The organism is Epilithonimonas hispanica, from assembly GCF_003385395.1.
In the GTDB taxonomy this organism is placed as follows: Bacteria; Bacteroidota; Bacteroidia; order Flavobacteriales; family Weeksellaceae; genus Epilithonimonas; species Epilithonimonas hispanica.
In genome coordinates, this window is the sequence record NZ_QNUG01000028.1 from 22,297 (window position 1) to 49,011 (window position 26,715).

Genomic DNA, 26,715 nt, shown 5'->3' on the forward strand with positions numbered 1-26,715 from the left:
TTTATTAGATTTAGAGAATCAATTTAGTTAGAGTCTATTACCGCTTTATCTTATGAATTGATTTTTTTGCTATATGCTCCAGAGGAGCCATATCTGTGTAGTAGAAATTTTTTATCACACTATGAAACTCCGAAGGAGTTCAATCCATTTCCAGTAAATTTAAAACAGAAATGATATAACATTCTCTATAAGATTAAATAGGCTAGAACGGATATTATTGCTTTTATAAATTATCCCTCTTAAAGGTTGAAAAATTCTTTTAAAATTAATCAAAATTACTCTCTTTAGGGTAAGGGAAATAATTTTGATTAATTTTTTAAACATCCACAGATTTGCCGCAAAATAGGGACGCCTGTACGATCATGTTAACTTCCCTTTGTTATTCTCCGTACCATCCCCGTACATAGTTCGTTGTTTCCCGTATAAACCGCCAGTTCCAAAACGAACATTTTGTGCTCTTTTGAAACAAAAGGGTGTAACATGTTACAAGATGTTGGTAACGTGGTGGTTAGGGTTATATATTTGTCCTGTCAGAACACTAGATGTGTGATGGGTGCAAGAGAGTCTTGCCAATTTTTTAATAATTTAAAATTTAGAAATTATGCCTAGACAAAAAGGTTTATTTAAGATTGAAGGCAGTATCGATGGAGTTACATTCTATCGCAATGCCGATGGTCATTTTGTAAGAATGGCCGGTGGGGTTAGCAAATCTCGTATTATGAATGATCCAGCGTTCGCAAGAACCAGAGAGAACATTACCGAATTTGGAAACAATGCCAAAGCAGCAAAAGTCCTTAGAGATGCTTTGGGGCCATTGGTTAAAAATGCGAAAGACTCAAGGACATCCAACCGCTTGATGCAGCTATTCAACAAAGTCAAAAATTTGGATGTGGTGTCGCTAAGGGGCCAAAGAAAAATTAGTATTGGACTCGAAGATCCTCTGAGTCAAAATGTCTTTCAGAAATTCGATTTCAATAAAAAAGCTCAATTAAGCAATGTTTTGAAGCGTACTTATGAGTTGGATGCCTTAGCAGGAACACTTGATATTCCTGGCTTTATACCAGCGGTAGATCTTTTGAAGCCAGAAGGTGCTACCCATGCACAGATAACTTATGCGGCGCTGGGTTTGGATTTTGATACCGCAGATTCTAGCTTGGTACAAGCTACTCCGCTCAATTTTGCTTTGGATAATGTTGTACAGGATATCGCTTTATCGCTCACGCCTCCTGTTGGATTACCATCCGTTTTTCAGGTATTGCTCATCGAGTTTTTTCAGGAAGTCAATACGCTGCAGTATCCTTTGAATAATGGGGCGTTCAATGTGCTCTTTATTCTAAATTTGAGTTGATGAGCTCAGTCAATCCAAATCCCTTAGCATCCAATAGCTAAGGGATTTTTTTTATAAAATAGCCTGCAAGCAACCAGTACAATCTGGAATTCCCAATCCACCCAAAAATGAGTCGCCGCAAACAGCCGGGTCCCCAACAAAAAGGACGCAGATTGTAACGTGAAGCATTTTTAACATAAAATTTTAGCAGCACTGTTGTTGGATTAAAAAATTCTTATTAAATTTGGTTTGGAAGAAAAAAAGATCATTGAATTTTCGGTTATTGCGGAATGTCTACATCAGTAAACGCCAGTTTCCTGTTGAAGGGCAAGCATTGTTGAAAACATTATAACGTCACTACCACAGCTATTTTTACAGACACTCATACCATTTTTAATACCTATTTATAACGTCACTTTCACAGCTATTTACAGACACTCATACCATTTAATACCTATTTATAACGTCACTACCACAGCTATTTACAGACACTCATACCATTTTTAATACCTATTTATAACGTCACTTTCACAGCTATTTACAGACACTCATACCATTTAATACCTATTTATAACGTCACTACCACAGCTATTTACAGACACTCATACCATTTTTAATACCTATTTATAACGTCACTATCACAGCTATTTACAGACACTCATACCATTTAATACCTATTTATAACGTCACTACCACAGCTATTTACAGACACTCATACCATTTTTAATACCTATTTATAACGTCACTATCACAGCTATTTACAGACACTTATACCATTTTAATACCTATTTATAACGTCACTACCAGAGCTATTTTTTACAGACCCTAAGATTTTCAATAGAGAAATGATAAAAACTGCAATCGAAAATTGTCTTCCTTGTCAAATTAAATTGAGTCATGGTATTATTAGAAATGTATTAATGATCGGCATTTCCGATTGCTATTAATGGAGCTGTGTAAAAAGTGAACCCTAAACAACATCCGCTGGATGATGGGCATATCTCAGCTATAATATTAAAAAGAAAATGAGAATTTGTATTTACCCAAAAGACGTAGCAACATTGCTGGGGTATTCAGAAGGTCATTCGCGTAGAGTATTGCGAAAGATCAAAAAAGAACTTCAAAAAGAGAAGAAGGACAAGCTGAGTATTTCAGAATTTTGTACCTATATGAAGCTTTCAGAGCTAGAAGTCTGCAAATCGCTGAACCTTCTTCCTCGTAAGTAAACTATCACAGCCGTCCTCACAAAAAAGGGCGGCTTTTTAATTGACCATCTCTTTCCACCAATTTTAAAAGTAACAAAACCCTCCAACTTGCACCCCGAAACCCAACTCCATCTTTTCATATCTTTGCAAAAAAACGACATCCAGATGGCTAAGCTCTTCCGCATTACAACAGTTCCAATTTCTCTAGAAAAATTATTGGGAAAACAACTGACGTTTATGAACCAACATTATGATGTGACGGCTATTTCAGCGGATAAAGAAAATCTAGATAGAGTAGGCAAGGAGCTTGGGGTCAAAACCCATACTATAGAAATGACACGTAAGATTACACCTTTACAAGATTTGAAATCTTTATGGGAGATGTATACTTACCTGAAAAAAGAAAAACCGGAGATAGTACATTCGCACACACCAAAAGCTGGGCTTATTGGCATGTTAGCAGCAAAACTAGCTGGTGTAAAAGTGAGGTTGCATACAGTAGCAGGTTTGCCTCTTATGGAGACAATGGGTATCAAAAGAAAAGTTCTAAACCAAGTAGAAAAACTGACCTACGCTTGCGCTACAAATGTCTATCCTAATTCCAAAGGTTTATATGACTTCATTTTAAAAGAAAAACTAGGCAAAGTGGATCAATTGAAAGTCATTGGCAATGGTAGTACAAATGGCATTGATGTCAACTATTTTGATTGTTCTCTGTTTTCAGATGATGATAATTTTAGGCTTAGACAAGAACTCAATATTTCCAAAGATGATTTTGTCTTCATTTTTGTAGGCAGACTGGTAAAGGATAAGGGAATCAATGAGTTGGTTTCTGCTTTCAAGTTTCTTCAACTCTCCAATTCTCCAGCCCTCAAACTTTTGCTGGTAGGTCCTTTGGAGCAAGATTTAGATCCTTTATCTCAAGAGGTTTTGGATGAGATAGAAAATAATCCAGGGATTGTATCTGTTGGATTCCGGAAAGATGTAAGGCCTTATTTCGCAATGAGTAATGCATTAGCATTTCCAAGTTATAGGGAAGGTTTTCCAAACGTTGTATTGCAGGCTTTAGCAATGGGTTTGCCTGCATTGGTATCAAATATCAATGGGTGTAATGAGATTGTTGCTCATCAACAGAATGGACTGATTTTTCAACCCAAAGAATCTCATGATTTACAAGAAGCTATGAAGCTATGTTTAGATTCTGAAATCTATAATAAGCTTCAAGTATCTGCGAGAGATAGTGTGATGAAATATAAACAGGAGCTGATTTGGGAATTGCTGAAGAAAAACTATGATAATTTATTAGATTGATAAACATTGATTTTTGGTTAAAAATGTTTGGATGAAAATTCTAAATAAGATGAGCGAAATTAACCACATTTGATAGCGTGATTTTTGTATTAGAAATCAAGACATAATCAAGGTAATACAAAAAATAAAGTATTTAATATAGAATAGGAAAGCCAATCAAATATGATTGTTTTTTTTTGTTGCTGAAAAACTAGATAATCAATTTTCATAAAAATGTTTTCTACAATTGTTTTTTTCATAAAATAGTAATGGCACAGCCTTTGTAAATTATTAAAAAGATAATTAGAAACTAAAAATTTATACGATATGAAAAAATTATTATTAGGAGCATTTGTTATTGCCGCAGGTTTTTTTTCCTCTGCAAACGCTCAGATACAAGAAGGCAACTGGATGGTAGGAAGTAGTATTATTTCTAGTAGATTTGGATTAAATACAGGAGCTGGTTATGACATAGCTCTACAACCAAAAGCAGCTTACTTTATCAAAGATAATGTAGCGTTAGGAGGGTATGTTAATTTAGGAATTAGTAAAGTAACAAAAGGAAGTCCAACTGCTTTTGATTATGGTGTTGGAGCGTTGGGTAGATATTATCTTTCCCCTGGCGAACAAGGTGTAGATAATCTTTTGAATCACGGACGCTGGTTTTTTGAAGGTAATGTTGGGATTGGAGGAAGATCCATAGAGAATGCAGATTCTACTACAGGACTTGATTTTGGGGTTGGGCCAGGTTATTCCTATTTTATTACGCCTAATATCGGTATTGAAGGTTTGGTAAAATACGTTGGGAGAGCAGGATTTGGAAATGAGGGTCTTAACTCTAATATCACTTTCAATGTAGGTTTCAGTATATATTTACCAACTTCTCATGCTAAAAGAATTGCCAACGAAGTAAAATAATTATAAGTTAAAAATATAATTAAACCGGCTTTTGTCGGTTTTTTTATTAATATTAATTATGGAATATATAAACACGATTTATAAGGTTTTAGAAAGATGGTACATCAGTTTAGCTGAATTGACACCAAGATTAGTGGTAGGGATTTTAGTCTTCTTATTTTTCCTTACAACCAGTAAGTATCTCAGCCGATGGTCAGTGAAACTCTTTCACAAATTCTTTCCAAAAACAAAAAGCGATTCTGTCGTAACGCTTATCGCGGTATTCAAATTTCTGATTATTCTGATGGGGACTTTTATCGCATTAGAAATAATGGGTTTCAGTGGTTTCTTTATGAAGTTCTTAGGAAGTTTAGGAGTTGCCGGGGTGATTGCAGGTGTCGCACTGAAAGATTTAGTTTCAAGTATATTCTCAGGAATGTTGGTGAATGTTGATAAGGCCTTCAAAATTGGAGATTATGTCACGATTGGTGGCAACTCTGGGACAGTTCAGGATATTGGATTGTTGACAACTAAATTAATTACTGATGACAGCAAAAAAGTTTACATTCCCAATCAGGTGATTTTCAATTCTCCATTTTTCAATATTACAGCATCACCTCAACGTAGGATTATTCTGGATTTCGAAATTCCTGTAGGAGAAGATATTAGTAAAGCTAAACAAGCGGTTCTAGACGAAATAAAAACATTGGAACACATTGACAAAGCAGATTCAATAGATGTTATTTTTACTAATGTGAAACAAGGGTTGTTTACAATGCAAGTTAAGTTTTGGTTAGAAATTGGTGGTAATTTTACGAATGTGAAAAGTGATGCTATTATGAAAATCAATGAAAGACTTGTCAAAGAGAATATTGAACTCGTGACGCCTACAAGTATTAATATCACTAATACAACAGCATAAAAATAAAACTCAGGAATTACTTCTTGAGTTTTTTGTTTTTATTAAAATTAATAGAATCTTTTTCTTTATGAATTGTCGCAACAGAATCATCAACGGCAATATATTCTCCCATTATAAAATCTTCATTTTTTGGTATTGTGTCCTCTTCTATAATATCGACAAGTCCGGTTGTTGCAACACAATTTTCCTTTTCAGACTTCGAACAACCTATTAATAATAAGATTAATGATAATAATCCTAGCGATAATCTACTATTTTGAAGACTTAAAGGAACATAACGAAAAAGCTTTTCTTTAATCTTCACCGATTTATAATCATTAATATTCAATTGATGATTATAAAATCTTCCACAAATATTCTCATCGGATTTTTCTTCGATAATTTCTTGAATTTCCTGAGAGTTTTTTTCAGTAAAGTCAATCACACATTTGCTACAAACGGAACAAAATCTCCCTTTTTCTTCAGGTGACATCTCGTTCCAGTTTTCCGAGCAAGGATTGGGAATGCAAATTTTATTCATCAATTTATTTTAAATCAATGCATTAAAAAACCGTTCCAAAAATGAAACGGTTTCTTTATTTATTTTAAAATTTTAGCTTAAGCCAAAACTTCTTTTACTTTGTTTGCTGCTTCCTCAAGAGTAATTGCAGAGTGGATTGGTAATCCAGCATCGTCAATTAATTGCTTAGCTTCAACAGCGTTAGTCCCTTGCAATCTTACGATTAATGGAACAGGAAGGCTTCCCATTGCGTTATAAGCATCTACAACACCTTGAGCAACTCTGTCGCATCTTACGATTCCTCCGAAGATGTTAATCAAGATAGCTTTTACGTTCGGGTCTCTCAAGATGATTCCGAAAGCCGTTTGAACTCTCGCAGCATCAGCAGTTCCACCCACGTCTAGGAAGTTTGCAGGGTTACCACCAGACAATTTGATGATATCCATAGTTGCCATTGCAAGACCAGCTCCGTTTACCATACAAGCAACGTTTCCGTCCAATTTCACGAAGTTAAGACCAGCCTCGCCAGCTTCTACATCCATTGGATCTTCTTCTCTCTTATCTCTAAGTTCAGCAAGGTCTTTATGTCTGTAAAGTGCGTTGTCATCTAGGGTTACTTTAGCATCTACAGCGATAATTTTGTCATCAGAAGTTTTCAAAACCGGGTTGATTTCGAAAAGAGAAGCATCAATACCGATGTAAGCATTGTAAAGAGACGTGATGAATTTTGTAAATTCTTTGAAAGCGTTACCAGAAAGACCTAGGTTGAAAGCGATTTTTCTAGCTTGAAAACCTTGTAGTCCGTAAGCCGCATCAATCACTTCTTTGTGAATCAAGTGAGGCGTAACTTCAGCAACGTGCTCAATGTCCATTCCACCTTCAGTTGAATAAACAACAGTGTTTTTTCCAAGCGCTCTGTCCAAAAGGATAGAAACGTAAAATTCTTTAGTTTCTGACTCGCCAGGATAATATACGTCTTCAGCTACCAAAACAGAATTTACCAATTTACCTTCAGCAGAAGTCTGAGGTGTAATTAGTTGCATCCCGATGATGTTTCCAGCGTTTTCTTTAAGTTTATCCATATTTGGAGAAAACTTAACACCACCACCTTTTCCACGTCCACCTGCGTGGATCTGAGCTTTTACAACCCATCCTTGTGCGCCGGTTTCAGCAGTTAATTTTTCAGCAGCAGCAACTGCTTCGTCCACATTGTTTGCAACAAAACCACGTTGGATGTTAACCCCGTATTTTGCTAAAATCTCTTTTGATTGATACTCGTGAAGATTCATAATATGTTTTGATTAATTTTTAAATTTTATAAGATTGACAAATTTAAGAAAAATGACTTACGTTAAAAAGAAAATTATAGAAGTTTTAATGACTTAAATCACTTTATCGTTTTATAATGAGAATGATAAAACCAATTGTTCTGAATTTTATATTTAAATTCTAATTTCTGGCGCGATTTTCTAATCAAATTTTAATACTATTTTAATGTATAGTAATACTATTATCGCCAAAAGTTTTATAATTTTGAAGAGTCAAAAAAATTAGATTAATATCAATGAATTTTCAATTAAAATTCAAAGTTACAGAGAAACTCTATCTCAAAGATCCCGAGAAAAGCGAGCTTGGGAAATCTCTTGTGAAAAATGCCATAGAACTGATTTTTGAAATTGGTTTCGAGCATTTTACATTCAAAAAACTGGCAACGAAAATTGGTTCTACAGAAGCTACGATTTATAGATATTTCTCTTCAAAACACAAGCTTTTGACTTACATTCTCAATTGGTATTGGTCCTATCTAGAGTGTATTTCCCAGCTTCGGGTTTCGGAAATCAAGCTTGCGTCGGATAAACTCGATAAGATATTAGAAATCATCACGCATCACGACAAATCTTGTGTAGAGATTGAGGATTATGACCTCGCTAAACTTCACGCCATTGTGGTTTCGGAAAGTTCTAAATCTTATTTGGTAAAGGAAGTGGACGAAATTAATAAAGATATGGTTTTCAGTCCACTGGAAAATCTGTGTGCTTTTATTTCAAATATAATTTCGGCTTCTAATCCAAAGTTTCCTTACCCAACTTCTCTTGCAAGTACATTGTTGGAAACGGCGCACGATCAGCAGTTTTTTAGCGAACATATGTCAAAATTGACAGATAATAAAGATAATCAGAATCATAAATCTTATGTCCTGAATTATTTAAAATATTTAACATTTAATCTTACAAAATAAGACAATGAAAACATCACCAAATGAATATGGGCAAAAGCTCTGGCAATATATCACCAAAGAAAAAAAGGACGTCACAAATATCTATTTTTATGCGATTCTCAATGGTTTGGTTGCGCTTAGTATTCCTTTAGGGATCCAGTCGATCGTGAACTTTGTAATGGGAGCTACGATGGTAACTTCTATTTATATTTTAATATTTTTTGTGGTATTCGGAACTTTCTTGGTCGGTTTTTTCAGACTAAAAGTTTTGCAGATTATTGAGAAAATTCAGCAGAAAATTTTTGTTGAGTTCTCTATGGCTTTCACCGAGAAACTGCCGAAAGTCAATCTTTCGAGTACCAGAAAATATTACTTACCGGAATTGGTCAACCGTTTTTTTGATGTTCAGAATCTACAAAAAGGAATTTCGAAAATCCTTCTGGAAATTCCTACCGCTTTGATTCAGATTGTGTTTGGGATTTTGTTGTTGTCGTTTTATCATCCTTGGTTTTTGGCTTTTGGAGCGTTGGTTGTCCTTTCTGTAGTTATTATTTTCAGAGCTACAATGGAAAGTGGAATCAAATCGAGCATAGACGAAAGTGATAAAAAATACGAAACAGCAGCGTGGATAGAAGATGTTGCCGCATCTGTCCAAACATTCAAAATGCATTCTGATAACGAAGTTCATTTAGCAGGAACAGATAATCGTGTGGTCAAATATTTAGAAGATAGAAATGCGCATTTCCGAGTTTTGGTGTTCCAATACAAAACTATTGTAGCCTTCAAAGTGATTATCACATTGGCAATGTTGGCCATTGGAACTTATCTTATGATAACGCAACAGCTTAATATTGGTGCATTTATCGCAACTGAAATTGTGGTTTTAAGTATTATGTCAGCGGTGGAAAAATTAATTGTAAGCTTGGAAAGCTATTATGATATCATTGCTTCTTTTGCAAAACTCGATAAGATTACAGAACTAAAGGAGGAGAGTAATGGTGAAATTGAGTTGACTCAAAAAGATAAGGGAACCGAAATCGAGTTCAAAAATGTTGATTTTTCTTTTAATGAAACACATCCGATTTTATCAAATCTAAATTTCAAGCTTCAGGAAAATTCTATCACAGCAATAACGGGAAAAATGGGAGCCGGAAAATCATTATTATTGAATATGCTTTCCGGATTCTATGAGCCAAGTTCAGGAACGATTTTGTTTGATAAGATTCCTTTGAAAAATTTAGATAAACAAAAATTCCGAAGCAATGTTGGTTTGTATCTAGAAAATATGAAAGTCATCCAAGGTACAGTTCAGGATAATATACTTTTAGGAAATAGCAGAAGCAACACAGAAGATATTCTAATATTATCTGAGAAAATGGGAATTGATAACATTTCTAGTTTGTTCAGTCAAGGTTTTACAACAGAAATCAGCGAAACCGATTCTGAGCTGACATTCAGTTCAAAGAAAGAAATTCTTCTGCTTCGTGCATTATTAGGAGAAAAAAGGATGATACTTCTGGAAAACCCTTTCGCAGGAATGCCGCCGGAATTTCAGGAAAAAATGCTCAAATATCTTCAGGAAAAGAAAAAAGATACCACCATTGTTGTGGTTGCTCCAGACAAAAATTTTCTTTATAGTGCAGACCAACATTTGCATCTTGAAGATGGAACTATAAAAATGATTTCTTAAAAATTTAGAAAAAAATGGAACTAAAGTCATACGATAAAATATACCATATTCACAGAAAATCCAGAGTTAAAAGATGGTTTTTCTTTATTCTAATTGGAGGAATCATCACGCTGTTTCTTCCTTGGACTCAGAATATTAAAGTGAAAGGTAACGTTTCTTCTTTATATCAATCCCAAAGACCTCAGCAATTGAATTCTCCAATCCCTGGACGAATCATCAAATGGAATGTGAAAAATGGAGATTATGTAAAAAAAGGAGATACACTTCTTCAACTTTCCGAAATCAAAGACGATTATCTGGATCCGATGTTGGTTCAAAGAACAGAAGAACAGGTTGAAGCCAAAAAAGGCGTAAGAGATTACTATGAAGCTAAAGTTGGAACCGCTAAAAATCAACTTTTGGCGCTTAATGCTGCAAGAGATTTGAAACTTAATCAAGTTAAAATTAAAATCAGTCAGCTGAATAACAAATTAGTAGGAGAAGAAGCTGAATTAGCTGCAACTACAAACGAACTGAAATTGTCAGAAGACCAATTTGCCAGACAGAAAAAGATGTACGATGATGGTTTGGTTTCTTTGACACAGTTCCAGCAGAGAAGTATTTCTTATCAGAATGCGATTGCTAAAAAAACAGCAACGGAGAACAAAGTAGCCCAAACCAGACAAGAAATTCTCAATACTCAAATCGAACAAAATGCTGTAACACAGGATTATAATGAAAAGCTGAGTAAGATAGAAGGAGAGCGTTTCCAGAGTTTGGGAAATATAGAAGGAAGTGATGGCGACATTGCAAAACTTCAAAACCAAGTAGCAAATTACAAAGCGAGACAAGGTTTATATTTCATCATCGCATCTCAGGATGGTCAGGTGGTTCAGTTGAACAAAGCAGGAATTGGAGAAGTTCTGAAAGACGGTGAGAACATCGGAACCATTGTTCCTACAACTGTAGATTATGCTGTGGAAATTTATATTAAACCTGTCGACCTTCCACTTGTTAAAGAAGGACAACGTGTGATGTGTATTTTTGATGGTTTCCCAGCAATTGTTTTCTCCGGTTGGCCAGATTCCAGCTACGGAACTTTTGCAGGACAAGTGATTGCTTTGGAAAATAATATCAGTCCAAATGGTCTTTTCAAAGCTTTGGTGATTGAAGATAAGAATGAAAAAAGATGGCCACCAAAAATCAAAATGGGAACAGGTGTTCAAGGAATCGCTATTCTAAATGATGTTCCAATCTGGTACGAACTATGGCGAAACATCAACGGTTTTCCACCGGATTATTATGAAGTTGCAACCGCAAAATCAACAAAAGATGAAAAAGCTAAATAAAATTTTTCTTCTCGTTTTTCTGCTTTTTGTTCAGTTTAATTTTGCTCAGGATTCTTTGAAGTTATCGGCGAATGAGTTCATTTCAATTGTGAAAAATTATCATCCGTTAGCTTTGAAATATCAATTGCAGAATAAGATTGCAACGGCAGAAATTACCCAAGCTAGAGGTGGTTTCGACCCTGTTTTAGGTGGGAAGTTGGGCGAGAAAAATATTGATGGAACAAACTATTATAAACAAAAAAATCTGGAACTCGGGATTCCGACTTGGTATGGGATTGATATCCACGGAGGTTACAATTATATCGAAGGAGATAAACTGAGCAATACCGAAACGGTTGGTGGATTATACCAATTTGGCGTAACGATTCCGTTGGCAAAAAATCTTCTTTATGATAAGAGAAGAGCAATGCTCGATCAAGCCAAGTTTGCTCAGAAAATGACCGAAGCTGAACAAGCAGTTTTAACCAACGAATTACTTTTGGATGCAGAAAACAAATATCTGGAATGGGTTCAGAATTATGAGATTTATAAACTGAAGACCGAGATTATTGATATCAACAGAGAACGTCTCAAACTCACTATCAAAACGTTTGAATATGGAGAAAAACCTGCTATTGATACGATAGAAGCTTTGTCTCAGTTGCAAAGTTTTGAACTTCAGCAGCGCGATGCATTTTTGACTTTTGTGAAGACAACTCAGGAGCTTCAGTTATTTCTTTGGAAGGAAAATCAGCAGGTTTATGAGCTTTCGCAGATGATTTATCCTTCTGATGACCTTACGAATAATCTGGCTTACACCGATTATGAATTCTTGATTAATGATGTAGAATCCCGACAAATTAGTTCGCATCTTTCGATTTTATATTATAATCAGAAACAAAATATCTTGGAAAGTGAACGACGGCTGAAGTGGCAAAGTTTCCTTCCGAAAGTTGATTTTACTTATAATTTCTTCAACAAAGAAAACTACAAGGCAGATTATCTTCCGCTTTTTGATAACAATTTTCAATATGGTTTGAAGCTGGAAATTCCGATTTTCCAACGAGAAGCAAGAGCCAATTATCAGATTGCGAAAATAAAACTGAATCAGAATGAACTGGACACCAATTACAAAATAAGGGAACTCGACACCAAAATCGAAACATACAAAAACGAGATTCTGAATTACCGAACGCAAATCGACCTTTCCGAAAATAATCTCAAAAACTACGAGCGACTTTTGTCTGCAGAAGAAACGAGATATAGCAACGGAGAAAGTTCATTATTCTTGATTAATTCAAGAGAAAATAAAGTCATCGAAGCGCAAGAGAAATTCATATCCATTAGAACCAAATTCCTTAAAAGCTTCAATAAGTTGAAATGGATGAAAGAGAATTTCACTTTATAAAACAAAAAGTTCAGGCAAAACCTGAACTTTTTTATTTGACTTTTCTGTATTTTCTTTTCAGAAATTTTATATTAATTGATTGAATATCATTAATGACGACATCTTCTAAAGAATCTTGTTTTCTCTGTAATTTAAGTAAAAGTAATCTTTTTGAAAAACTCCATTCGCCTAAATACGTTTTATTATCAAGCTCGTCAAATCCCCAATAATTTTGTATTCTTTTAAAAGTTTTATCTTTATATAAAATGATACTATCCTTTTCTGTATGATTTTTATACTTGTTAGAATAGATGTTTTTTCTTGTCAAAACATAAATTGATTCAACTTTTTGACTTAGAAAAAAGTTAGATGAAATTAGAAATATGAAAACAAGAAGTTTCATTTAAAACTTCACTTTCACAAAATACCAAATCAACATCGCCCAGCTGATAATCATAAACAATCCACCAAGCGGCGTAATTGGCCCAAGGAATTTTAGATTAACACCCCAAACATCTTGGAAACTTAAGAAATAAATACTTACAGAAAACAAGAAAGTTCCTGTAATCATCAGAATAGAAATCCATTTTTCGGATGAGGTTTCGAATTTCAAAATGTAACCAACAATTAATAAAAAGAAAGCTGCATAAATTTGATATCTAACACCAGTTTCAAAGCTCTCCAATCTTTCTACAGATAATATTTTTTTGAATGCGTGCGCTCCAAATGCGCCAAGAATTACAGATAACAAACCGTAGATTCCGCCTATGATTAAAGTAAAGTTTTTCATTTTTATAATTCTCCTTTTTGATTTAAAATAATAATTCTTCCAACCAGCGTAGCGATTCCTAAGATGATAAAAAGCCAAGCAAATCTTTTGGAACTAGCAAAACCTTGATTTTTTGTCAACTTTAGAAATATTCCAAAAACCAGCATAAAAGCTGAAAGTGCAATTCCAAACATAGTTCTATTTGTTTCTCAGTTTTTCCAATTCCGAAATCACCTCGTGATGACTCACCGTTTTATCTTTGAAGTAAGTCACAAAATGCTGTTTCTCTTCTTCCGTTGCTCCAAACTGATTCAGGATATTGAAAAGGTGCATTTTCATATGACCTTTCTGGATTCCTGTCGTTACCAAAGAACGAAGCGCTCCAAAATTCTGAGCCAATCCCGAAACCGCCAAAATACTCATCAATTCCTGAGCAGAAGGTTTTCCTAACAAAGCCAAAGAGAATTTCACCAAAGGATGAAGATTTGTCAATCCGCCAACAACTCCAATCGAAATCGGTAAGTCAATCCAAAATCTGAAAATCCCATTATCTGTTGTACAGTGCGTTAATGAAGAATATTTTCCGTTTCTCGCTGCATAAGCGTGAGCACAAGCTTCTGTTGCACGGAAATCATTTCCTGTTGCAATTACAACTGCATCAACGCCATTCATAATTCCTTTGTTGTGCGTCGTTGCTCTATAAGGTTCAATTTCTGCAATTGTCACAGCACGTTTGAATTTCCAAGCAAACTCTTCGTTAGAAATTCCGCTGTCATCTTTCAAATCTTCAATTTTGCAAGACACTTCGGCTCTTACAATACAATCTGGTGTGTAATTAGAAAGAATATTCATTACAATCTGAAGCGATTCTTTTTCTTCCTGAGAAAAACTTTCCTCATTCGCAACTTCTTCTTTCAAAGTTTTCCCGAATTGCTCCAGACAAGAATTAATAAAATTAGCTCCCATCGAATCTACCGTGTCAAAACTCGCTTTCAGTTGAAAATAATTTTCCAGTTCCGAAGTTTTATCAATGAGTTTGATGTCCAAGATTCCACCGCCTCTTTTTCTCATATTGGCAGTGATATCTTCAGTAGCTTCGAGCAATTTTTTCTTCAGTTTAAAATTGAAAAAGTGAAGCAGTTTATGTGGCTCAACCTTCAGAACAAAATGTGTGTGACCTAATTTTTCTGTATTGATAATTGTCGTTTTGAAACCGCCTTTGTCCAACCAGAATTTTGCAGCTTTGGAAGCCGCAGCTACAACCGAACTTTCTTCCACAGCCATTGGAAGAGCCAAAAGTTTTCCGTCAATAAGGAAATTTGGAGCAATTCCGTAAGGCATATAAAAATTGGAAATCGTGTTTTCCGAGAACTCATCGTGAAGTTTTTGCAGGTCGTGGTCGTTATTCCAATATTGCTGTAAAATCTGCTCGTAACTTCTGTCGTTACTTAGATATTCGGAAATAAGCCAGTCTATTTTTCTTTGTTTAGAAAGTTTTGAAAACCCTTCAACAGGTTGATGATTCATATGAATTGGTTGTTTTTCTTAGTAAGTCATATGCAATCGCAACTGCGATTTCATATCAAAAATTTATGTTGGTAAAGATAGAGATTTTGGAGGATTTTGTTTGGATTGGTTTGTATATTTGTTTAGTTAATTATATGATTAATTAAAAAAAATAAATGATGAAAATATTGATTTGTTCGATTTTGTTTTTCTTACTTTTTCAAAGATTTAATGCTCAGGAAAAAATAGAATTAAAGTTTGATGGTTTGTATCAAACTAAATGTGTTTTTGAAAAAGATGAAATTGAAGGAACTAATTATTTTATTAGATTTTATCCTAATGGAAATGTAATAGAAGTCGGAACAGGGTGTGACGCTACACCACAAGATTTGGAAAGCTGGTTTAATTTAAATTCGAAAGATATTTCGATTGGAAATTATAAATTGAAAAATAAAAAAATCAGTTTTCAAACAAAAAGTATTGCAGGTGAAGTAAATTATAAAGGAAAGATTCTAGATGAAAATACAATTGTTCTAAAATCTCATAGTTTAATTAATGGAAATAGAGATAGACATAATTATTATTTCGTCAAATAAGTATTTGAAATTTTCTGTTAGTAACTAAATCTTAAAATCCTTGACTTTCTTCATTTATAGAAAACAAATCTGAAGATTATTAATCATTATTTTTCATAAATTTGATACAAATAAAAAGCAAATGAGCACAGCAGAATTAAAATCAGATATCATCAAAAGAATCCAAAATATCAAGGATTCTTATATTATTGATGAGATAAAACAACTTCTTGATTTTGAGTTGGATAATGGTATTTTTCAATTAAGTGCTGCGCAAAAACAACGATTGATTGAAGCCGAATCCGACAATGTTTTAAGTGAAGAAGAAGCCAACAATGATATCGAGAAATGGCTAAACGAAAAATAAACTGGACGGAAAAAGCCAACCTTGAAAGGAAAGAAATTCTCCAATATTGGATTACCCGAAATAAATCCAAACGATATAGCGTCAAGCTCAACAAACTCTTTGGTGAAACTCTAAAAAAAACCGCTGAAAATCCAATGATTGGAAGAAAAACGGATTTTAATGAAAACATTCGTGTCAAAATTGTTCGTGATTATCTTCTATTTTATAAATTTGATGACAAACAATTAAAAGTTCTATCAATCTGGGATGGAAACCGTGATGATAACAAACTTGAAGTTTGATAAAATCAAATTTCCTGTCAGCAACTAAATCTTAAAATCCTTGACTTTTTTCATTTATGGAATTATTTTTGACATTAATTTCTGAATCAATTCCATTTAAAAAATTAGCTTTCAAAAATGAATTTCGACCGGATCAAAGAAAAACTCGAGATACTTGCAGATGCTGCAAAGTATGATGTTTCGTGTTCTTCGAGTGGCGGGAAAAGAAAGAATAATGGAGGTCTGGGCGACAGTTCGGCAAGCGGAATTTGTCATACTTATACAGAAGACGGACGTTGTGTTTCACTTCTCAAAATCCTTTTGACCAATCATTGCATTTACGATTGCATCTATTGCGTTTCCAGAAAATCAAACGATATCAAACGTGCCGCTTTCACAGTAGAAGAAGTTGTTGATTTGACCATCAGTTTTTACAGACGAAATTACATCGAAGGTTTATTTCTAAGTTCCGGAATTTTCAAAGATGCGGATACGACAATGGAACGTTTGGTTCGTGTTGCAAAAAAGCTGAGAACCGAACATAATTTCAATGGTTATATTCATTTGAAATCAATTCCTGGAGCGAGTGATGATTTGATGAATGAAGCCGCACTTTACGCTGACCGATTATCTGTAAACCTCGAAATTCCGACAGAATCTGGTTTGAAATTATTGGCACCAGATAAAAATCGGGAAGATATGCTTCAGCCGATGAGAATTGTTCAGAAAGGAATTCAGCAATATAAAGACGAGAAAAAAATCATCCGAAGCGCTCCTAAATTTGCGCCTGCTGGACAATCAACGCAAATGATTGTTGGCGCAACTAATGAAAACGATTTGCAAATCATCAAAGTTGCAGACCATTTCTACAAAAACTATGGAATGAAACGGGTTTATTATTCTGGCTATATTCCTGTAACTGTGGACAATCGTTTGCCGGCAATCACAGCAGAAGTTCCGGTTTTACGGGAAAATCGTTTATATCAATCAGATTGGCTGATGCGTTTTTATGGTTTTAAAGCAGATGAAATATTGGATTCTGGTATGCCTTTTCTGGATTTGGAAGTTGACCCGAAGCTAAGTTGGGCCTTGCGAAATTTGGATCAATTTCCTGTCAACCTTCAAACCGCAGATTATAAAATGATTCTTAGAATTCCTGGAATTGGTGTAAAAACTGCGAAGAAAATCGTGAGCGCAAGAAAATTTCAAGTTTTGACAATAGACCATCTTAAAAAACTTGGAGCAGCTGTAAACAGAGCTAAATATTTCATTGATTTCACCTATGGTAACCCATTTCTGAAACATTTGACCGATTTGAATTTGAGAAAATTAATTATCGGTGGAAGTCAATCAAAATTTCAGAATCAGTTTTCTCAGCAATTGACATTGTTTTAATTTACTATCCATATTTGCTAAATTTAGACATAATTTGTAACTTCGAAAAAAGAATTCACAATGAATGTTAGTTTCACAAAAAAACAGGAAGAATATATTTCGAATCAAATAGAATCTGGGGATTTTCAAAATGCTAGTGAAGTGGTGCGTGATGCATTGCGTCTTCACGAAGTTTATCGTCATCGAGTGATTCAGGATTTGAAAGCTGAAATTGAAAAAGGCTGGAATGATTCTTCGAGTTCTCGTTCAATAAAAGACATTATTCAATCCAAGAAAAATAAAATAGAGAATGTCTAGAAAAATCTATATTTTATCAGAAATTGCTGATAAAGATTTGGAAGACATTTTTGATTATACTTTTGACGAATTTGGATATGACCAAGCGGAAAAATATCTTTTAGAGATTGAAGAGATTTTTCAAAATTTAATTATAAATCCACAAATAGGAAAAAAACGAGACGAAATAAAGCAAGGTTTATATAGCTTCCCGAAAGACAACCATATTATTTTCTATAGGATTTTGGATAATCACATTCGTATTGTTAGAGTTCTTCACGGGAGTCGAGATATTCCGAAGTATTTTTAAATTGTTAAAAGTTTTTATAAATCTTTTTAAAGGGACATGGTTTGTCCATACAATTTAATATTTTTGAAAAAACAAACTATGAAAACAAATTATTTATTCAAATTTCTCCTCGCTTCATTTTTATTTGTGTCAGCCTTCTTTTATTCACAAAAATATATAGTTGACGCAGATAATTTAAATGTTCGGGAAAGTGCAAATAAAAATTCACCTGTTCTTTTTCAATTAAATAAAGGTGTTGAACTTAATGCTATTCAAACAAATGGAGATTGGATTGAAATTAAGTATTCTGATAAAATAGGTTTTGTAAATAAAAAGTTTCTGAAGGAAATAAATGATAGTTCGCAGAAGGGTTTTAAATACGGATTTAATAAAGCTGTCGAAAAGATTAGTATTCCGTTATTTTGTATTGTTTTCGCAATATCTTTTCTCAAAAAAAGGAAAAGGGATGCTAGATTTTCTAGTGGTTATCGACAAGGTAAAGTAAATGAAATAAGCTTTATTATTATCCTTATGATTTCTATTTTAATTACTTTTATACTAAGTACATTCATTGCGATTTGTTTTTGGGTGGTAAATTTATTTTAAACCAATGTTTTATACTCAATCTAAATTTATAGATTTAATTTTTAATCTCCGTTTTCAAGATTTGTTATGTCCTTGGAAGTTAATTGTTGATTCTCAAAAAAAGACAATAACTTCTGAAAAGAGAAATTGGTTCTTAATAGGAATTAATAAAACTACGATTCCAATTTCAAATATTAGAAACATTACAATAAATGAACATATTTTTGGAGCTGATATTCACATCAAAATTTATGGATCATCGATTTCTACTTATTTTTTACCAAAAAAAGATGTTGCTGAAATTAGAAAAATACTTAATTTTTAATTATGGATAATAAAGTAAGTACCCGATTTTTTTTTGAAACTTGGAAAAATGTTGTTTTAATAAATAGTCAAAGACTTAAGGATAATTGGCAAAATGCTAACAAATTCACATCATTAATTAAAGGAGAGGAAAATTCTATTCTTTCATCAATTGGTAAAGTATTAGATTTAGAAGTCTATGAAAGTGATTACTATAGTTTAGATGCGATTTTTTACGACAAGGATGATTTATGTCCGAGAATAAAGGAGAATACATTTTGGTTTAGAAATATAAGAATTGCATTTGAACACGAAAATGCTTTCAACCTGAAACTTTGTGAAGAGATTTCACATTTGATAATTACAAATTGTGATTTAAGGGTTCTCGTAACTTATCCGAATAGTGTGGAAGAAGGAGAAGAAATGCTTTTGTATTTTTCTGATATAATCAAAGGAAATCGGAAAGACAAGGAATTTTCAGAAAATGAAGAAATTTTAGTAATCTTTGGCTATGAATCTGATTTTGTTTGGAATGGATATATCTATAATACAAACAGTTGGATAAATATTCAAAACTAAATTGAGATTCCTACGGAATGACAAAATTTGCGTTTATTTAATAATCCTCCAACCCTCCAACCAACCCAAAAATGACAACCCTTCTCTACGACGGAACTTTCGACGGACTTTTCACAGCGATATTCGAAATTTTTGAATACCGTTATCAAGATGTGGAAATCAAAAATAGAGAAACATTCCAGCAGGAAAATATGTTTGCAGAGATTCACGAGGTTGTGACGCAAGAAGAAAAATCTGAAAGAGTTCTCAATAAAATAGAACAAAATATTGGCAAGTCAGGAATCAATCAATTAATCAAAGTTTATCTTTCCGAAGATTCAGAATTGGAACAACTTATTTTTTCTGCGGTAAAACAATCAATAAAACACCCGAACGACAATATCCTTCAAAATTTCGCCAACGATGACATTCTGAAAATCTCAAAAATCTGCAAATCCGTAAGTCGAGAAAGACACAGAATGACTGCTTTTGTAAGATTCGAGAAAATGCAGGACGACATTTATTTTGCAAAGATTGACCCGGATTTCAATGTGTTGCCCTTAATCAGAAAACATTTCAAAGACCGATATGCAGACCAAAAGTGGATGATTTATGATTTGAGAAGACATTACGGATTGTTCTATGATTTGGAAAACTGCGAATTCTTTTATCTCGATGAAAAACTGAATCTTAACCAGTACCAAGAAAAATTCCACGACGAAGAAAAGAAATACCAAACGCTCTGGCAAAGCTATTTTACCAAAACCAACATCAAGGAACGAAAAAATACCAAGCTCCACATCCAACACGTTCCGAAACGGTATTGGAAATATCTAACCGAGAAATGGTGATTCGGAGCCGGCTCCCGCAGCAGGGATAGTAGCGGATATCCTTTTTTGCGCTGGCAAAAGCGTTGGCAAAAAGATAGCAGCGGATAGCCCGGCCGGCAGATTTTGCGTGAGCTGGAGCGTTGGGAAATCTGACGGGCTGCCCAAATTTTCATTACGATGTAAATTCTTAACTTACATCAATGTGCAGAAAATCTCAGCGGACTAAATTTGCACTATAATTAAACAACAAAATATTGAAATTATGGCAACTAAATGGTTATTAGACCCAACACATAGCGAAATCACTTTCAAAGTAAAACACTTGATGATTTCCAACGTAAAAGGAGAATTCACAACGTTCAACGCAGAGATTGAAGCAGAAGACGACACATTCGCAAACGCAAAAGTTTCGGCTATTATCGATACAGATTCTATTTTCACAAATAATGCAGACAGAGATGCGCACCTGAAATCAGCAGATTTCTTCAACGCAGAAGCTAACCCAAAAATCACTTTCGAAGCTACTACCTTTAACGGTGATGTAACTGGGAATTTAACAATCAATGGCGTTACAAAACCAGTGACGTTGAACGTAGATTTCGGTGGTGTGAATGTTGACCCTTGGGGAAACACCAAAGCAGGTTTCTCTTTCGAAGGAAAAATCAAAAGAAGCGACTTCAGTTTGACCTGGAACGCAGCTTTGGAAACAGGCGGTGTGATGGTGAGCGAAGAAGTTAAAATTGCAGGCGAATTGCAGTTTGTAAAACAATAAAAGAATACAATAGTATTTATAGTTTGAGTTTTTTAAAGTATAAACAGAGTTCGCTTTGTTTATACTTTTTTTGATTTTGAGAATAATTATTGGGGCAGCTTAATCAGCCTGTTTTTTATCCTGAGCTTGTCGAAGGGCTCCCAATTTATCACTCTGAGGTTCTCGAAAAGTCCGCTCAAGTCGGGCTGCAGATTCTACAAAAAAACACGCTTTGTTATAACCACAAAGTTTGTCATTCTGTAGGAAACCTAACAAAGTGGTTCGACGAAGTCAATCTAAATCGACTTTTATAAATTCAAATCAGCGAGAAACAAAATTTCATCAAAATTATTTCCCCAGCCCTAAAGGGAGTTAATTTTAATGAAATTTTCAAATCCGTTCTCCCTTTAGGGTTGGGGTAAAAAAGATTTGAAAAATACTTTTTACATTAATACATTCTACTTTTTACAAAAAAAATATGAATCTCAACGACCTATCAAAAATATCTGACAATTTCCGAACCACAGAAAAAATGCCGGTTCTGTTTTTAGGACACGGTTCTCCGATGAACGCCATCGAAGAAAATGTTTTTGTTCAGGGATTCAGAAATATCAGCAAAGAAATTCCAAGACCTAATGCAATTATTTGTATCTCTGCGCATTGGTTTACTAAAGGAACTTTTGTAACCGCGATGGATATGCCGAAAACCATTCACGATTTTTATGGTTTCCCAAAAGAATTATTTGAGGTGCAATATCCGGCAAAAGGAAATCCTGAATTGGCTAAAGAAACTGCGGGTTTGCTGGCTCCGGTTTTGGTAGAAGAAGACCATAATTGGGGATTGGATCACGGCGCTTGGTCGGTTCTCAGACATCTTTATCCAGATGCGGATATTCCGGTTATTCAGTTGAGTATCGATTATACAAAACCACCTCAATATCATTTTGATTTAGCAAAAAAATTATCCAAACTCCGCGAAAAAGGAATCTTGATTATCGGAAGCGGAAATATTGTTCATAATCTCCGATTGATCGACTGGAAAAATATTGATACCGTTGGAGCAGGCTGGGATTGGGCGATAGAAGCGAGAGAAAAAACCAACAACTGGATTTTGGATGGTGATTTTCAGAAATTGATCGATTATCAAAAACAAGGTACATTTCTGCAATATGCGGTTCCAACACCGGATCATTTCCTGCCGATGATTTATAGTTTGGGATTAAAAGAAAAATCAGAAGAATTATCATTATTCAACGACTCATTAATTGGCGGTTCATTGAGTATGACCTCGATTAGGATTGGATAAATACTTTTTCCGCAATGCTCCAGCAGAGCAATTTGTTAATAGCAACATCAGATAAACAAACAAAAAGCTCTGTAGGAGCGACCTGTTGATTACAATAAATTACAGGTCGCTCCTACGGAGTTTTAATTGATGATGAATTTTTATTTCTATTAATAGTTTATCCCTCTGGGATTTAGTCCAATATTTTCTCAAAACAAACGCTGTTATCAACTCCAACATATTGCCCATAATTGGGGATACTTTTATAACCGCATTTTGGGTAAAGCGCAACAGCTTCGACTTGTTTTTTTCCTGTTTCCAGAACTGTTTTTTCGTAACCTAATTCTTTAGACCAAGTTTCTAATTCTCTCAAAATTGCTGAAGCCAAACCTTTTCCGCGTTTCTCGGGAAGTGTGAACATTCTTTTAACTTCCATCGATTTTGAATCTAATTTTTTTATTGCGCCACAAGCAACAGCTTCATCATTATTAAAAATTACGACACAGTTTTTTAGTAAATCTATTTTGTTGTATTGATGATAAAAAGCGTGTTCTTCGCCATCCATCAGAGCAAGATAAATATCTAATTGTTTTACTAATTTTTGGAAGTCTGGGTTTTCGGAGGTTGTTCTGAGGGTTTTCATTTTATTGGCAAAGATTTAATAAATAGACAATCGTAAATATTTTGTTTTGCATTAAAATATTTATAAGTATCATCAAAGAATGTTATATTTCCTTTCTTCCAAACTATTCTCCAACGACAATCTCCAAATAAGAAAATAGGATGTTTTAGATTTCTTGAACCATTTATGAAATCCAGATTGAATTTAAAAACTTCATTATTACCATAAATTTCAATTGTCTCATCTTTGGAATTGGTATCTCTTTTTGATTGATTATGTGTCTTTCTAATATTTTTAACCATTCTATTTTCTCCCTCGCCTTCGATAGGAAAATCTATAAAGCCTAATTTTAACCAAAATGAGTGAGAATTTTCAGATGTTGAGTTTAAAGTAAATCCGTAGAATTTGTTTGATGTATTTTTTGAAATCTCCTCAAAAACTAATCTGCCGATTCCTTTAAGTTTAAATTCCTCTTTGATTTCTGCAGTATCAATATGAATTGTTTTATCTCTTTTAGTTAAGCAAAAAAATCCAATTGTGACATTATCGCACTCGGCAACAATCAATGTTTTATTTTTATAACTTTTATATAAACAGGATTTTTCTGTACCCCAGAAAGATATTTCGTCTACATTTTTTTGAATAGGATTAAAATTAATTCTGAGGTTTACCATTAATTATTTTTTAGAAATATTAATTCACCACAAATTTACTTTCTCTAATCAGCTCGGCAATCTTGAGAATATCTTCGCCAATCAATCTATCGTCTTCTAATTTCGGAACTACAGAACGGATGATGTCATAATTTTCTTCTACAATTTTCGAACATTTTGCAGGTCTTCTGAATTCCAAACCTTGGGCCGCAAACATTAATTCTATTGCTAAAATATTTTCTAAGTTCCCAAGAATTTGATTAAATTTTCTACCAGAAATACTTCCCATAGAAACGTGGTCTTCCTGACCTAAACTTGTCGGGATAGAATCTGCGGAAGCTGGAAAACAAAGTGTTTTGTTTTCTGTAACCAACGCAGCACTTGTATATTGCGGAATCATAAAGCCAGAATTGAGACCAGAACTTTCTACTAATAATTTCGGTAAACCATATTTTCCTTCAAGCAAAAGATAACTTCTTCGGTCAGAAATATTCCCTAATTCTGCCGCCGCTAATGAACAATAATCCAAAGGCAAAGCCATCAACTGTCCATGGAAATTACCTCCGGAAATTGATTCTACTGAGCTCAACACAATTGGATTATCGGTTACAGAATTCAGTTCTGTTTCTGCCATTTGTTTGAGATGCTCAAAGGCATTTCTACTCGCACCGTGAACCTGTGGAACACATCTCATAGAATATGGGTCTTGAACACGGTCACAGAATTCGTGTGATTTCAGATTGTCAGAATTTTTCAGAAAATTTCGCATTCTTTCCGCTACTTTTTGGCTTCCATCAAATGGACGAATCTCGTGCAACTCTTTCTTAAATGGACTTGCAGAACCGCGATAAGCTTCGAGACTCATTGCTGCAGTCAAATCTGCCAAATCCAAAAGATATTCGAATTTTGCAAGACCGGTAATCGCGTGTGCTATTATAAATTGCGTTCCATTAATCAAACCTAAACCTTCTTTCGGACCTAGTTTCAAAGGTTGAAGTTTATGTTTCTTCAGAACTTTTACAGTTTCAACAGTTTTATCATTTTCCCAAACGTGACCCAATCCCAAAAGCGGTAAAACCAAATGTGCCAATGGCGCCAAATCTCCGGAAGCTCCAACAGAACCTTGTTCCGGAACAACTGGAATAATATCCAATTCTAACATCAAAATCAATCGCTCGATAACATCTAAAGAAACACCCGAAAATCCTTTCGACAAAGCATGGATTTTGGAAATCATCATCATCTTAGAAATATTCTTGTCAATCGGTTTTCCAACACCAACAGCGTGAGAAATAATCAAATTGTGCTGAAGTTGCGCTGTTTCAGATTCTGAAATCTTAGTGTCGCAAAGTGGTCCAAATCCTGTGTTGATGCCATAAACAGTTCTGTCCGATTCTACGATTTTCTGAACATTCTGTTGTGATTTTATGATTTGGTCTTTTGATTTTTTATTGAGTTTTGCCTTGGAAGGATTTTTTAAAATCTCTAAAACATCCTGATATTTGAATTGATCGATTCCGTAAATCATCGCTGAAAAATTTTGCCTAAAAATACACTTTTCGGGAGGAATATTGATTATTGAATGAAAATAAAAAATAAGATACAGCGTTGTTATAATAAACATTATCATAAATGAAAAAACTCTTTCTATTTTCTCTTTTTTATTCCATAATTTTCACCAGTGCACAAACTCATAGATTTTTTTATGAATTGAAATATAAATCTGATTCTCTTCAGCTTGAATTTGATAAAAGAACTATGGTTTTAGACATTAATCCAAATGATGTAAAATATTATGATTATACGTTTTTAGAAAAAGATTCTCTGAATAATGCTACCAATTCTCAAAATGTTAATTGGACAAAGCAAATTCCTGTGACGAGGAAAATAAATTCTTATGAAAATATGAATTTTGTAGCCGTAGGTTTTGATTTTTTTAAATACCCAACAAATGATAATATTGATTGGATTTTAGAAAAAGAGACAAAGAAAATCCAACAATTTACAGTACAAAAAGCGACTACAAATTTTGGAGGAAGAAAATGGATTGCTTGGTTTACAAAAGAAATTCCGGTCAATGAGGGGCCATATAAATTTAGAGGATTACCTGGATTAATTTTAGAAATTCAAGATAACAAAAATCAATTTTATTTTAATCTTATAAGAAGTCAAAACTTAACAAGAACCTATGACACATCTAATATTCTTGAAATCAGATATGGTTATTCGCCAATTCTTACAACAGAAAAAAAATACATTGAAAAAGCACAACAATATTTTAATGACCCATTTTATACAGACAAACAAAAACTAAGAGATGGAAGTGTAAAAAGTTTTGAGTTTTATGGTAAAAAATATACAACAGCAGAAGAATTGAACTCTATATCAAAAGATGCACAATTAAGAATATTAAAAAACAATAATCCAATTGAATTAAATAAAGCTATTAGATATAAAAAATAGACTACGTTTTTTAATTTCTTAAAAAAAATTGATTGACTTTCTCATAATCTTATTTTAGATTCACTCAAACTTCAGTTCCTTCGCCTGCTTAATATGCGCCAAATGATGACGACAATGCCAACTGTAAATCAAAATGTTTTCTTTAAGTGAAATTCTTTCAGATTGTTCAGGATGAATAAATTCTTTATTCAAATTGTCTTCAGATAGACTTTTTAAAATAAAGTTTCAGTAAAAATACATCAAAGATTAACAACAGGCAAAACGGTTGTAAATAAAGACTTTACAGCCGTTTTATGATTTTTTGGTAATGAGGTAAAAAGCAGTAAAAAGCGAGGTTTGACAAAAGTAAGGTTACTAAAACGTTACTTTTAAATATTAGAAACAATTGTTTTAAAATACTGTATTTCAGCTTTCTGCATAGTTTTTCATATTGTTCCGTAGCTCACATAGGTTTAATTTTATCATTAAGAATTGTGAGTATGGAAA

General features: G+C 33.8%; 30 protein-coding genes. 21 read left to right on the forward strand and 9 right to left on the reverse strand.

The window, feature by feature from the left end:
- Positions 1 to 601 precede the first annotated feature (601 nt).
- From DRF58_RS12635 to DRF58_RS12655, 4 genes are all read left to right on the forward strand, one after another.
- Positions 602 to 1,348 (forward strand): hypothetical protein, encoded by a 747-nt coding sequence (locus tag DRF58_RS12635; protein ID WP_116035954.1) that lies wholly within the window; start codon positions 602 to 604, stop codon positions 1,346 to 1,348.
- 1,349 nt (positions 1,349 to 2,697) lie between these two features.
- Complete coding sequence (locus DRF58_RS12645) at positions 2,698 to 3,843, forward strand: glycosyltransferase family 4 protein (protein WP_185144545.1); 1,146 nt, start codon at positions 2,698 to 2,700, stop codon at positions 3,841 to 3,843.
- Positions 3,844 to 4,149: 306 nt separating this feature from the next.
- Positions 4,150 to 4,740: a hypothetical protein gene (locus tag DRF58_RS12650; RefSeq protein ID WP_116035957.1), complete on the forward strand. Its 591-nt coding sequence runs from the start codon at positions 4,150 to 4,152 to the stop codon at positions 4,738 to 4,740.
- Positions 4,741 to 4,798: 58 nt separating this feature from the next.
- On the forward strand, positions 4,799 to 5,641 hold the full coding sequence (locus tag DRF58_RS12655) for a mechanosensitive ion channel family protein (RefSeq protein ID WP_116035959.1): 843 nt from the start codon (positions 4,799 to 4,801) through the stop codon (positions 5,639 to 5,641).
- A gap of 16 nt (positions 5,642 to 5,657) precedes the next feature.
- On the opposite strand, the gene DRF58_RS12660 is transcribed toward DRF58_RS12655, so the two are convergent.
- Together DRF58_RS12660 and sucC are read right to left on the reverse strand one after the other, a co-directional pair.
- On the reverse strand, positions 5,658 to 6,161 hold the full coding sequence (locus tag DRF58_RS12660) for a hypothetical protein (protein ID WP_123902410.1): 504 nt from the start codon (positions 6,159 to 6,161) through the stop codon (positions 5,658 to 5,660).
- A 77-nt stretch (positions 6,162 to 6,238) separates the two neighbouring features.
- Positions 6,239 to 7,429 (reverse strand): ADP-forming succinate--CoA ligase subunit beta, encoded by a 1,191-nt coding sequence (sucC, locus tag DRF58_RS12665; protein ID WP_116035962.1) that lies wholly within the window; start codon positions 7,427 to 7,429, stop codon positions 6,239 to 6,241.
- Between the two features lie 275 nt (positions 7,430 to 7,704).
- Here sucC and DRF58_RS12670 point away from each other — a divergent pair, with 275 nt between their 5' ends.
- The 4 genes from DRF58_RS12670 to DRF58_RS12685 are packed head-to-tail and all read left to right on the forward strand — an operon-like array spanning position 7,705 to position 12,763.
- The gene (locus tag DRF58_RS12670; RefSeq protein WP_116035964.1) at positions 7,705 to 8,379 is read left to right on the forward strand and encodes a TetR/AcrR family transcriptional regulator; all 675 of its coding nucleotides are present in this window, start codon (positions 7,705 to 7,707) and stop codon (positions 8,377 to 8,379) included.
- 4 nt (positions 8,380 to 8,383) lie between these two features.
- Positions 8,384 to 10,048, forward strand: coding sequence for a peptidase domain-containing ABC transporter (locus DRF58_RS12675; protein ID WP_116035966.1), 1,665 nt, complete (start codon positions 8,384 to 8,386; stop codon positions 10,046 to 10,048).
- Between the two features lie 14 nt (positions 10,049 to 10,062).
- Positions 10,063 to 11,376: an HlyD family secretion protein gene (locus tag DRF58_RS12680; protein ID WP_116035967.1), complete on the forward strand. Its 1,314-nt coding sequence runs from the start codon at positions 10,063 to 10,065 to the stop codon at positions 11,374 to 11,376.
- Positions 11,360 to 12,763 carry a TolC family protein gene (locus DRF58_RS12685; protein WP_162300307.1) on the forward strand — a complete coding sequence of 468 codons (1,404 nt, stop codon included), beginning with the start codon at positions 11,360 to 11,362 and terminating at the stop codon, positions 12,761 to 12,763. Before DRF58_RS12680 ends, DRF58_RS12685 begins: the two co-directional genes overlap by 17 nt.
- Before the next feature lie 31 nt (positions 12,764 to 12,794).
- Here the strand turns inward: DRF58_RS12685 and DRF58_RS12690 are convergent, their stop codons facing one another.
- Genes DRF58_RS12690 through DRF58_RS12700 form a run of 4 tightly spaced genes read right to left on the reverse strand, consistent with a single transcriptional unit; the run spans position 12,795 to position 15,038 of the window.
- Entirely contained in the window at positions 12,795 to 13,145 is a 351-nt protein-coding gene (locus DRF58_RS12690) for a hypothetical protein (RefSeq protein ID WP_116035971.1), read from the reverse strand.
- Positions 13,146 to 13,532: a DUF423 domain-containing protein gene (locus DRF58_RS12695; RefSeq protein WP_116035972.1), complete on the reverse strand. Its 387-nt coding sequence runs from the start codon at positions 13,530 to 13,532 to the stop codon at positions 13,146 to 13,148. It abuts the gene before it with no gap.
- A gap of 2 nt (positions 13,533 to 13,534) precedes the next feature.
- A complete protein-coding gene (locus DRF58_RS18515) occupies positions 13,535 to 13,705 on the reverse strand; it encodes a hypothetical protein (RefSeq protein ID WP_168926422.1) in 171 nt (56 codons plus the stop codon).
- 4 nt (positions 13,706 to 13,709) lie between these two features.
- Entirely contained in the window at positions 13,710 to 15,038 is a 1,329-nt protein-coding gene (locus DRF58_RS12700) for a hydroxymethylglutaryl-CoA reductase, degradative (protein WP_116035974.1), read from the reverse strand.
- A 158-nt stretch (positions 15,039 to 15,196) separates the two neighbouring features.
- Here DRF58_RS12700 and DRF58_RS12705 point away from each other — a divergent pair, with 158 nt between their 5' ends.
- The 12 genes from DRF58_RS12705 to ygiD all read left to right on the forward strand — a co-directional run bounded on the left by DRF58_RS12705 (position 15,197) and on the right by ygiD (position 22,512).
- Positions 15,197 to 15,613, forward strand: a complete 417-nt coding sequence (locus DRF58_RS12705) for a hypothetical protein (RefSeq protein WP_123902411.1) — start codon at positions 15,197 to 15,199, stop codon at positions 15,611 to 15,613.
- Positions 15,614 to 15,734: 121 nt separating this feature from the next.
- On the forward strand, positions 15,735 to 15,959 hold the full coding sequence (locus DRF58_RS12710) for a hypothetical protein (protein WP_116035977.1): 225 nt from the start codon (positions 15,735 to 15,737) through the stop codon (positions 15,957 to 15,959).
- On the forward strand, positions 15,941 to 16,240 hold the full coding sequence (locus DRF58_RS12715; RefSeq protein WP_116035979.1) for a type II toxin-antitoxin system RelE/ParE family toxin: 300 nt from the start codon (positions 15,941 to 15,943) through the stop codon (positions 16,238 to 16,240). Before DRF58_RS12710 ends, DRF58_RS12715 begins: the two co-directional genes overlap by 19 nt.
- 117 nt (positions 16,241 to 16,357) lie before the next feature.
- Positions 16,358 to 17,614, forward strand: a complete 1,257-nt coding sequence (locus tag DRF58_RS12720) for a putative DNA modification/repair radical SAM protein (RefSeq protein WP_116035981.1) — start codon at positions 16,358 to 16,360, stop codon at positions 17,612 to 17,614.
- Between the two features lie 60 nt (positions 17,615 to 17,674).
- A complete protein-coding gene (locus DRF58_RS12725) occupies positions 17,675 to 17,911 on the forward strand; it encodes a type II toxin-antitoxin system ParD family antitoxin (RefSeq protein ID WP_116035982.1) in 237 nt (78 codons plus the stop codon).
- Positions 17,904 to 18,200 (forward strand): type II toxin-antitoxin system RelE/ParE family toxin, encoded by a 297-nt coding sequence (locus DRF58_RS12730; protein ID WP_116035984.1) that lies wholly within the window; start codon positions 17,904 to 17,906, stop codon positions 18,198 to 18,200. Before DRF58_RS12725 ends, DRF58_RS12730 begins: the two co-directional genes overlap by 8 nt.
- Positions 18,201 to 18,278: 78 nt before the next feature.
- A complete protein-coding gene (locus DRF58_RS12735; RefSeq protein ID WP_157966734.1) occupies positions 18,279 to 18,785 on the forward strand; it encodes an SH3 domain-containing protein in 507 nt (168 codons plus the stop codon).
- Between the two features lie 4 nt (positions 18,786 to 18,789).
- A complete protein-coding gene (locus DRF58_RS12740) occupies positions 18,790 to 19,089 on the forward strand; it encodes a hypothetical protein (RefSeq protein ID WP_116035987.1) in 300 nt (99 codons plus the stop codon).
- Between the two features lie 2 nt (positions 19,090 to 19,091).
- A complete protein-coding gene (locus DRF58_RS12745; protein ID WP_116035989.1) occupies positions 19,092 to 19,646 on the forward strand; it encodes a hypothetical protein in 555 nt (184 codons plus the stop codon).
- 71 nt (positions 19,647 to 19,717) lie between these two features.
- Positions 19,718 to 20,476 (forward strand): TIGR03915 family putative DNA repair protein, encoded by a 759-nt coding sequence (locus DRF58_RS12750; RefSeq protein WP_116035991.1) that lies wholly within the window; start codon positions 19,718 to 19,720, stop codon positions 20,474 to 20,476.
- 241 nt (positions 20,477 to 20,717) lie between these two features.
- Positions 20,718 to 21,227 (forward strand): YceI family protein, encoded by a 510-nt coding sequence (locus DRF58_RS12755; RefSeq protein WP_116035992.1) that lies wholly within the window; start codon positions 20,718 to 20,720, stop codon positions 21,225 to 21,227.
- A gap of 457 nt (positions 21,228 to 21,684) precedes the next feature.
- Complete coding sequence (gene ygiD / locus DRF58_RS12760; protein WP_116035994.1) at positions 21,685 to 22,512, forward strand: 4,5-DOPA-extradiol-dioxygenase; 828 nt, start codon at positions 21,685 to 21,687, stop codon at positions 22,510 to 22,512.
- Between the two features lie 172 nt (positions 22,513 to 22,684).
- On the opposite strand, the gene DRF58_RS12765 is transcribed toward ygiD, so the two are convergent.
- The 3 genes from DRF58_RS12765 to hutH are packed head-to-tail and all read right to left on the reverse strand — an operon-like array spanning position 22,685 to position 25,294.
- Complete coding sequence (locus DRF58_RS12765; protein WP_116035996.1) at positions 22,685 to 23,134, reverse strand: GNAT family N-acetyltransferase; 450 nt, start codon at positions 23,132 to 23,134, stop codon at positions 22,685 to 22,687.
- Positions 23,131 to 23,787, reverse strand: coding sequence for a GNAT family N-acetyltransferase (locus tag DRF58_RS12770; RefSeq protein ID WP_116035997.1), 657 nt, complete (start codon positions 23,785 to 23,787; stop codon positions 23,131 to 23,133). The genes DRF58_RS12765 and DRF58_RS12770 overlap by 4 nt, the downstream gene beginning before the upstream one ends.
- 19 nt (positions 23,788 to 23,806) lie before the next feature.
- Positions 23,807 to 25,294, reverse strand: a complete 1,488-nt coding sequence (hutH, locus tag DRF58_RS12775; RefSeq protein ID WP_116035999.1) for a histidine ammonia-lyase — start codon at positions 25,292 to 25,294, stop codon at positions 23,807 to 23,809.
- Between the two features lie 104 nt (positions 25,295 to 25,398).
- Between hutH and DRF58_RS12780 the strand changes: the two genes are divergently transcribed.
- Positions 25,399 to 26,229, forward strand: a complete 831-nt coding sequence (locus DRF58_RS12780) for a GLPGLI family protein (RefSeq protein WP_116036000.1) — start codon at positions 25,399 to 25,401, stop codon at positions 26,227 to 26,229.
- The last annotated feature ends 486 nt before the right edge of the window (positions 26,230 to 26,715 follow it).

Bases quoted from the DNA above. Each gene is read 5' to 3' on its own strand.
- DRF58_RS12680 (WP_116035967.1), top strand. From the start codon at position 10,063: ATGGAACTAAAGTCATACGATAAAATATACCATATTCACAGAAAATCC.
- DRF58_RS12670 (WP_116035964.1), top strand. From the start codon at position 7,705: ATGAATTTTCAATTAAAATTCAAAGTTACAGAGAAACTCTATCTCAAA.
- DRF58_RS12740 (WP_116035987.1), top strand. From the start codon at position 18,790: ATGTTTTATACTCAATCTAAATTTATAGATTTAATTTTTAATCTCCGT.
- DRF58_RS12685 (WP_162300307.1), top strand. From the start codon at position 11,360: ATGAAAAAGCTAAATAAAATTTTTCTTCTCGTTTTTCTGCTTTTTGTT.
- DRF58_RS12745 (WP_116035989.1), top strand. From the start codon at position 19,092: ATGGATAATAAAGTAAGTACCCGATTTTTTTTTGAAACTTGGAAAAAT.
- DRF58_RS12720 (WP_116035981.1), top strand. From the start codon at position 16,358: ATGAATTTCGACCGGATCAAAGAAAAACTCGAGATACTTGCAGATGCT.
- DRF58_RS12715 (WP_116035979.1), top strand. From the start codon at position 15,941: ATGGCTAAACGAAAAATAAACTGGACGGAAAAAGCCAACCTTGAAAGG.
- DRF58_RS12645 (WP_185144545.1), top strand. From the start codon at position 2,698: ATGGCTAAGCTCTTCCGCATTACAACAGTTCCAATTTCTCTAGAAAAA.
- hutH (WP_116035999.1), bottom strand. From the start codon at position 25,294: ATGATTTACGGAATCGATCAATTCAAATATCAGGATGTTTTAGAGATT.
- DRF58_RS12655 (WP_116035959.1), top strand. From the start codon at position 4,799: ATGGAATATATAAACACGATTTATAAGGTTTTAGAAAGATGGTACATC.
- DRF58_RS12695 (WP_116035972.1), bottom strand. From the start codon at position 13,532: ATGAAAAACTTTACTTTAATCATAGGCGGAATCTACGGTTTGTTATCT.
- sucC (WP_116035962.1), bottom strand. From the start codon at position 7,429: ATGAATCTTCACGAGTATCAATCAAAAGAGATTTTAGCAAAATACGGG.
- DRF58_RS12660 (WP_123902410.1), bottom strand. From the start codon at position 6,161: ATGAATAAAATTTGCATTCCCAATCCTTGCTCGGAAAACTGGAACGAG.
- DRF58_RS12705 (WP_123902411.1), top strand. From the start codon at position 15,197: ATGAAAATATTGATTTGTTCGATTTTGTTTTTCTTACTTTTTCAAAGA.
- DRF58_RS12710 (WP_116035977.1), top strand. From the start codon at position 15,735: ATGAGCACAGCAGAATTAAAATCAGATATCATCAAAAGAATCCAAAAT.
- DRF58_RS12750 (WP_116035991.1), top strand. From the start codon at position 19,718: ATGACAACCCTTCTCTACGACGGAACTTTCGACGGACTTTTCACAGCG.
- ygiD (WP_116035994.1), top strand. From the start codon at position 21,685: ATGAATCTCAACGACCTATCAAAAATATCTGACAATTTCCGAACCACA.
- DRF58_RS12635 (WP_116035954.1), top strand. From the start codon at position 602: ATGCCTAGACAAAAAGGTTTATTTAAGATTGAAGGCAGTATCGATGGA.
- DRF58_RS12755 (WP_116035992.1), top strand. From the start codon at position 20,718: ATGGCAACTAAATGGTTATTAGACCCAACACATAGCGAAATCACTTTC.
- DRF58_RS12765 (WP_116035996.1), bottom strand. From the start codon at position 23,134: ATGAAAACCCTCAGAACAACCTCCGAAAACCCAGACTTCCAAAAATTA.
- DRF58_RS18515 (WP_168926422.1), bottom strand. From the start codon at position 13,705: ATGTTTGGAATTGCACTTTCAGCTTTTATGCTGGTTTTTGGAATATTT.
- DRF58_RS12780 (WP_116036000.1), top strand. From the start codon at position 25,399: ATGAAAAAACTCTTTCTATTTTCTCTTTTTTATTCCATAATTTTCACC.
- DRF58_RS12700 (WP_116035974.1), bottom strand. From the start codon at position 15,038: ATGAATCATCAACCTGTTGAAGGGTTTTCAAAACTTTCTAAACAAAGA.
- DRF58_RS12735 (WP_157966734.1), top strand. From the start codon at position 18,279: ATGAAAACAAATTATTTATTCAAATTTCTCCTCGCTTCATTTTTATTT.
- DRF58_RS12730 (WP_116035984.1), top strand. From the start codon at position 17,904: ATGTCTAGAAAAATCTATATTTTATCAGAAATTGCTGATAAAGATTTG.
- DRF58_RS12675 (WP_116035966.1), top strand. From the start codon at position 8,384: ATGAAAACATCACCAAATGAATATGGGCAAAAGCTCTGGCAATATATC.
- DRF58_RS12690 (WP_116035971.1), bottom strand. From the start codon at position 13,145: ATGAAACTTCTTGTTTTCATATTTCTAATTTCATCTAACTTTTTTCTA.
- DRF58_RS12650 (WP_116035957.1), top strand. From the start codon at position 4,150: ATGAAAAAATTATTATTAGGAGCATTTGTTATTGCCGCAGGTTTTTTT.
- DRF58_RS12725 (WP_116035982.1), top strand. From the start codon at position 17,675: ATGAATGTTAGTTTCACAAAAAAACAGGAAGAATATATTTCGAATCAA.
- DRF58_RS12770 (WP_116035997.1), bottom strand. From the start codon at position 23,787: ATGGTAAACCTCAGAATTAATTTTAATCCTATTCAAAAAAATGTAGAC.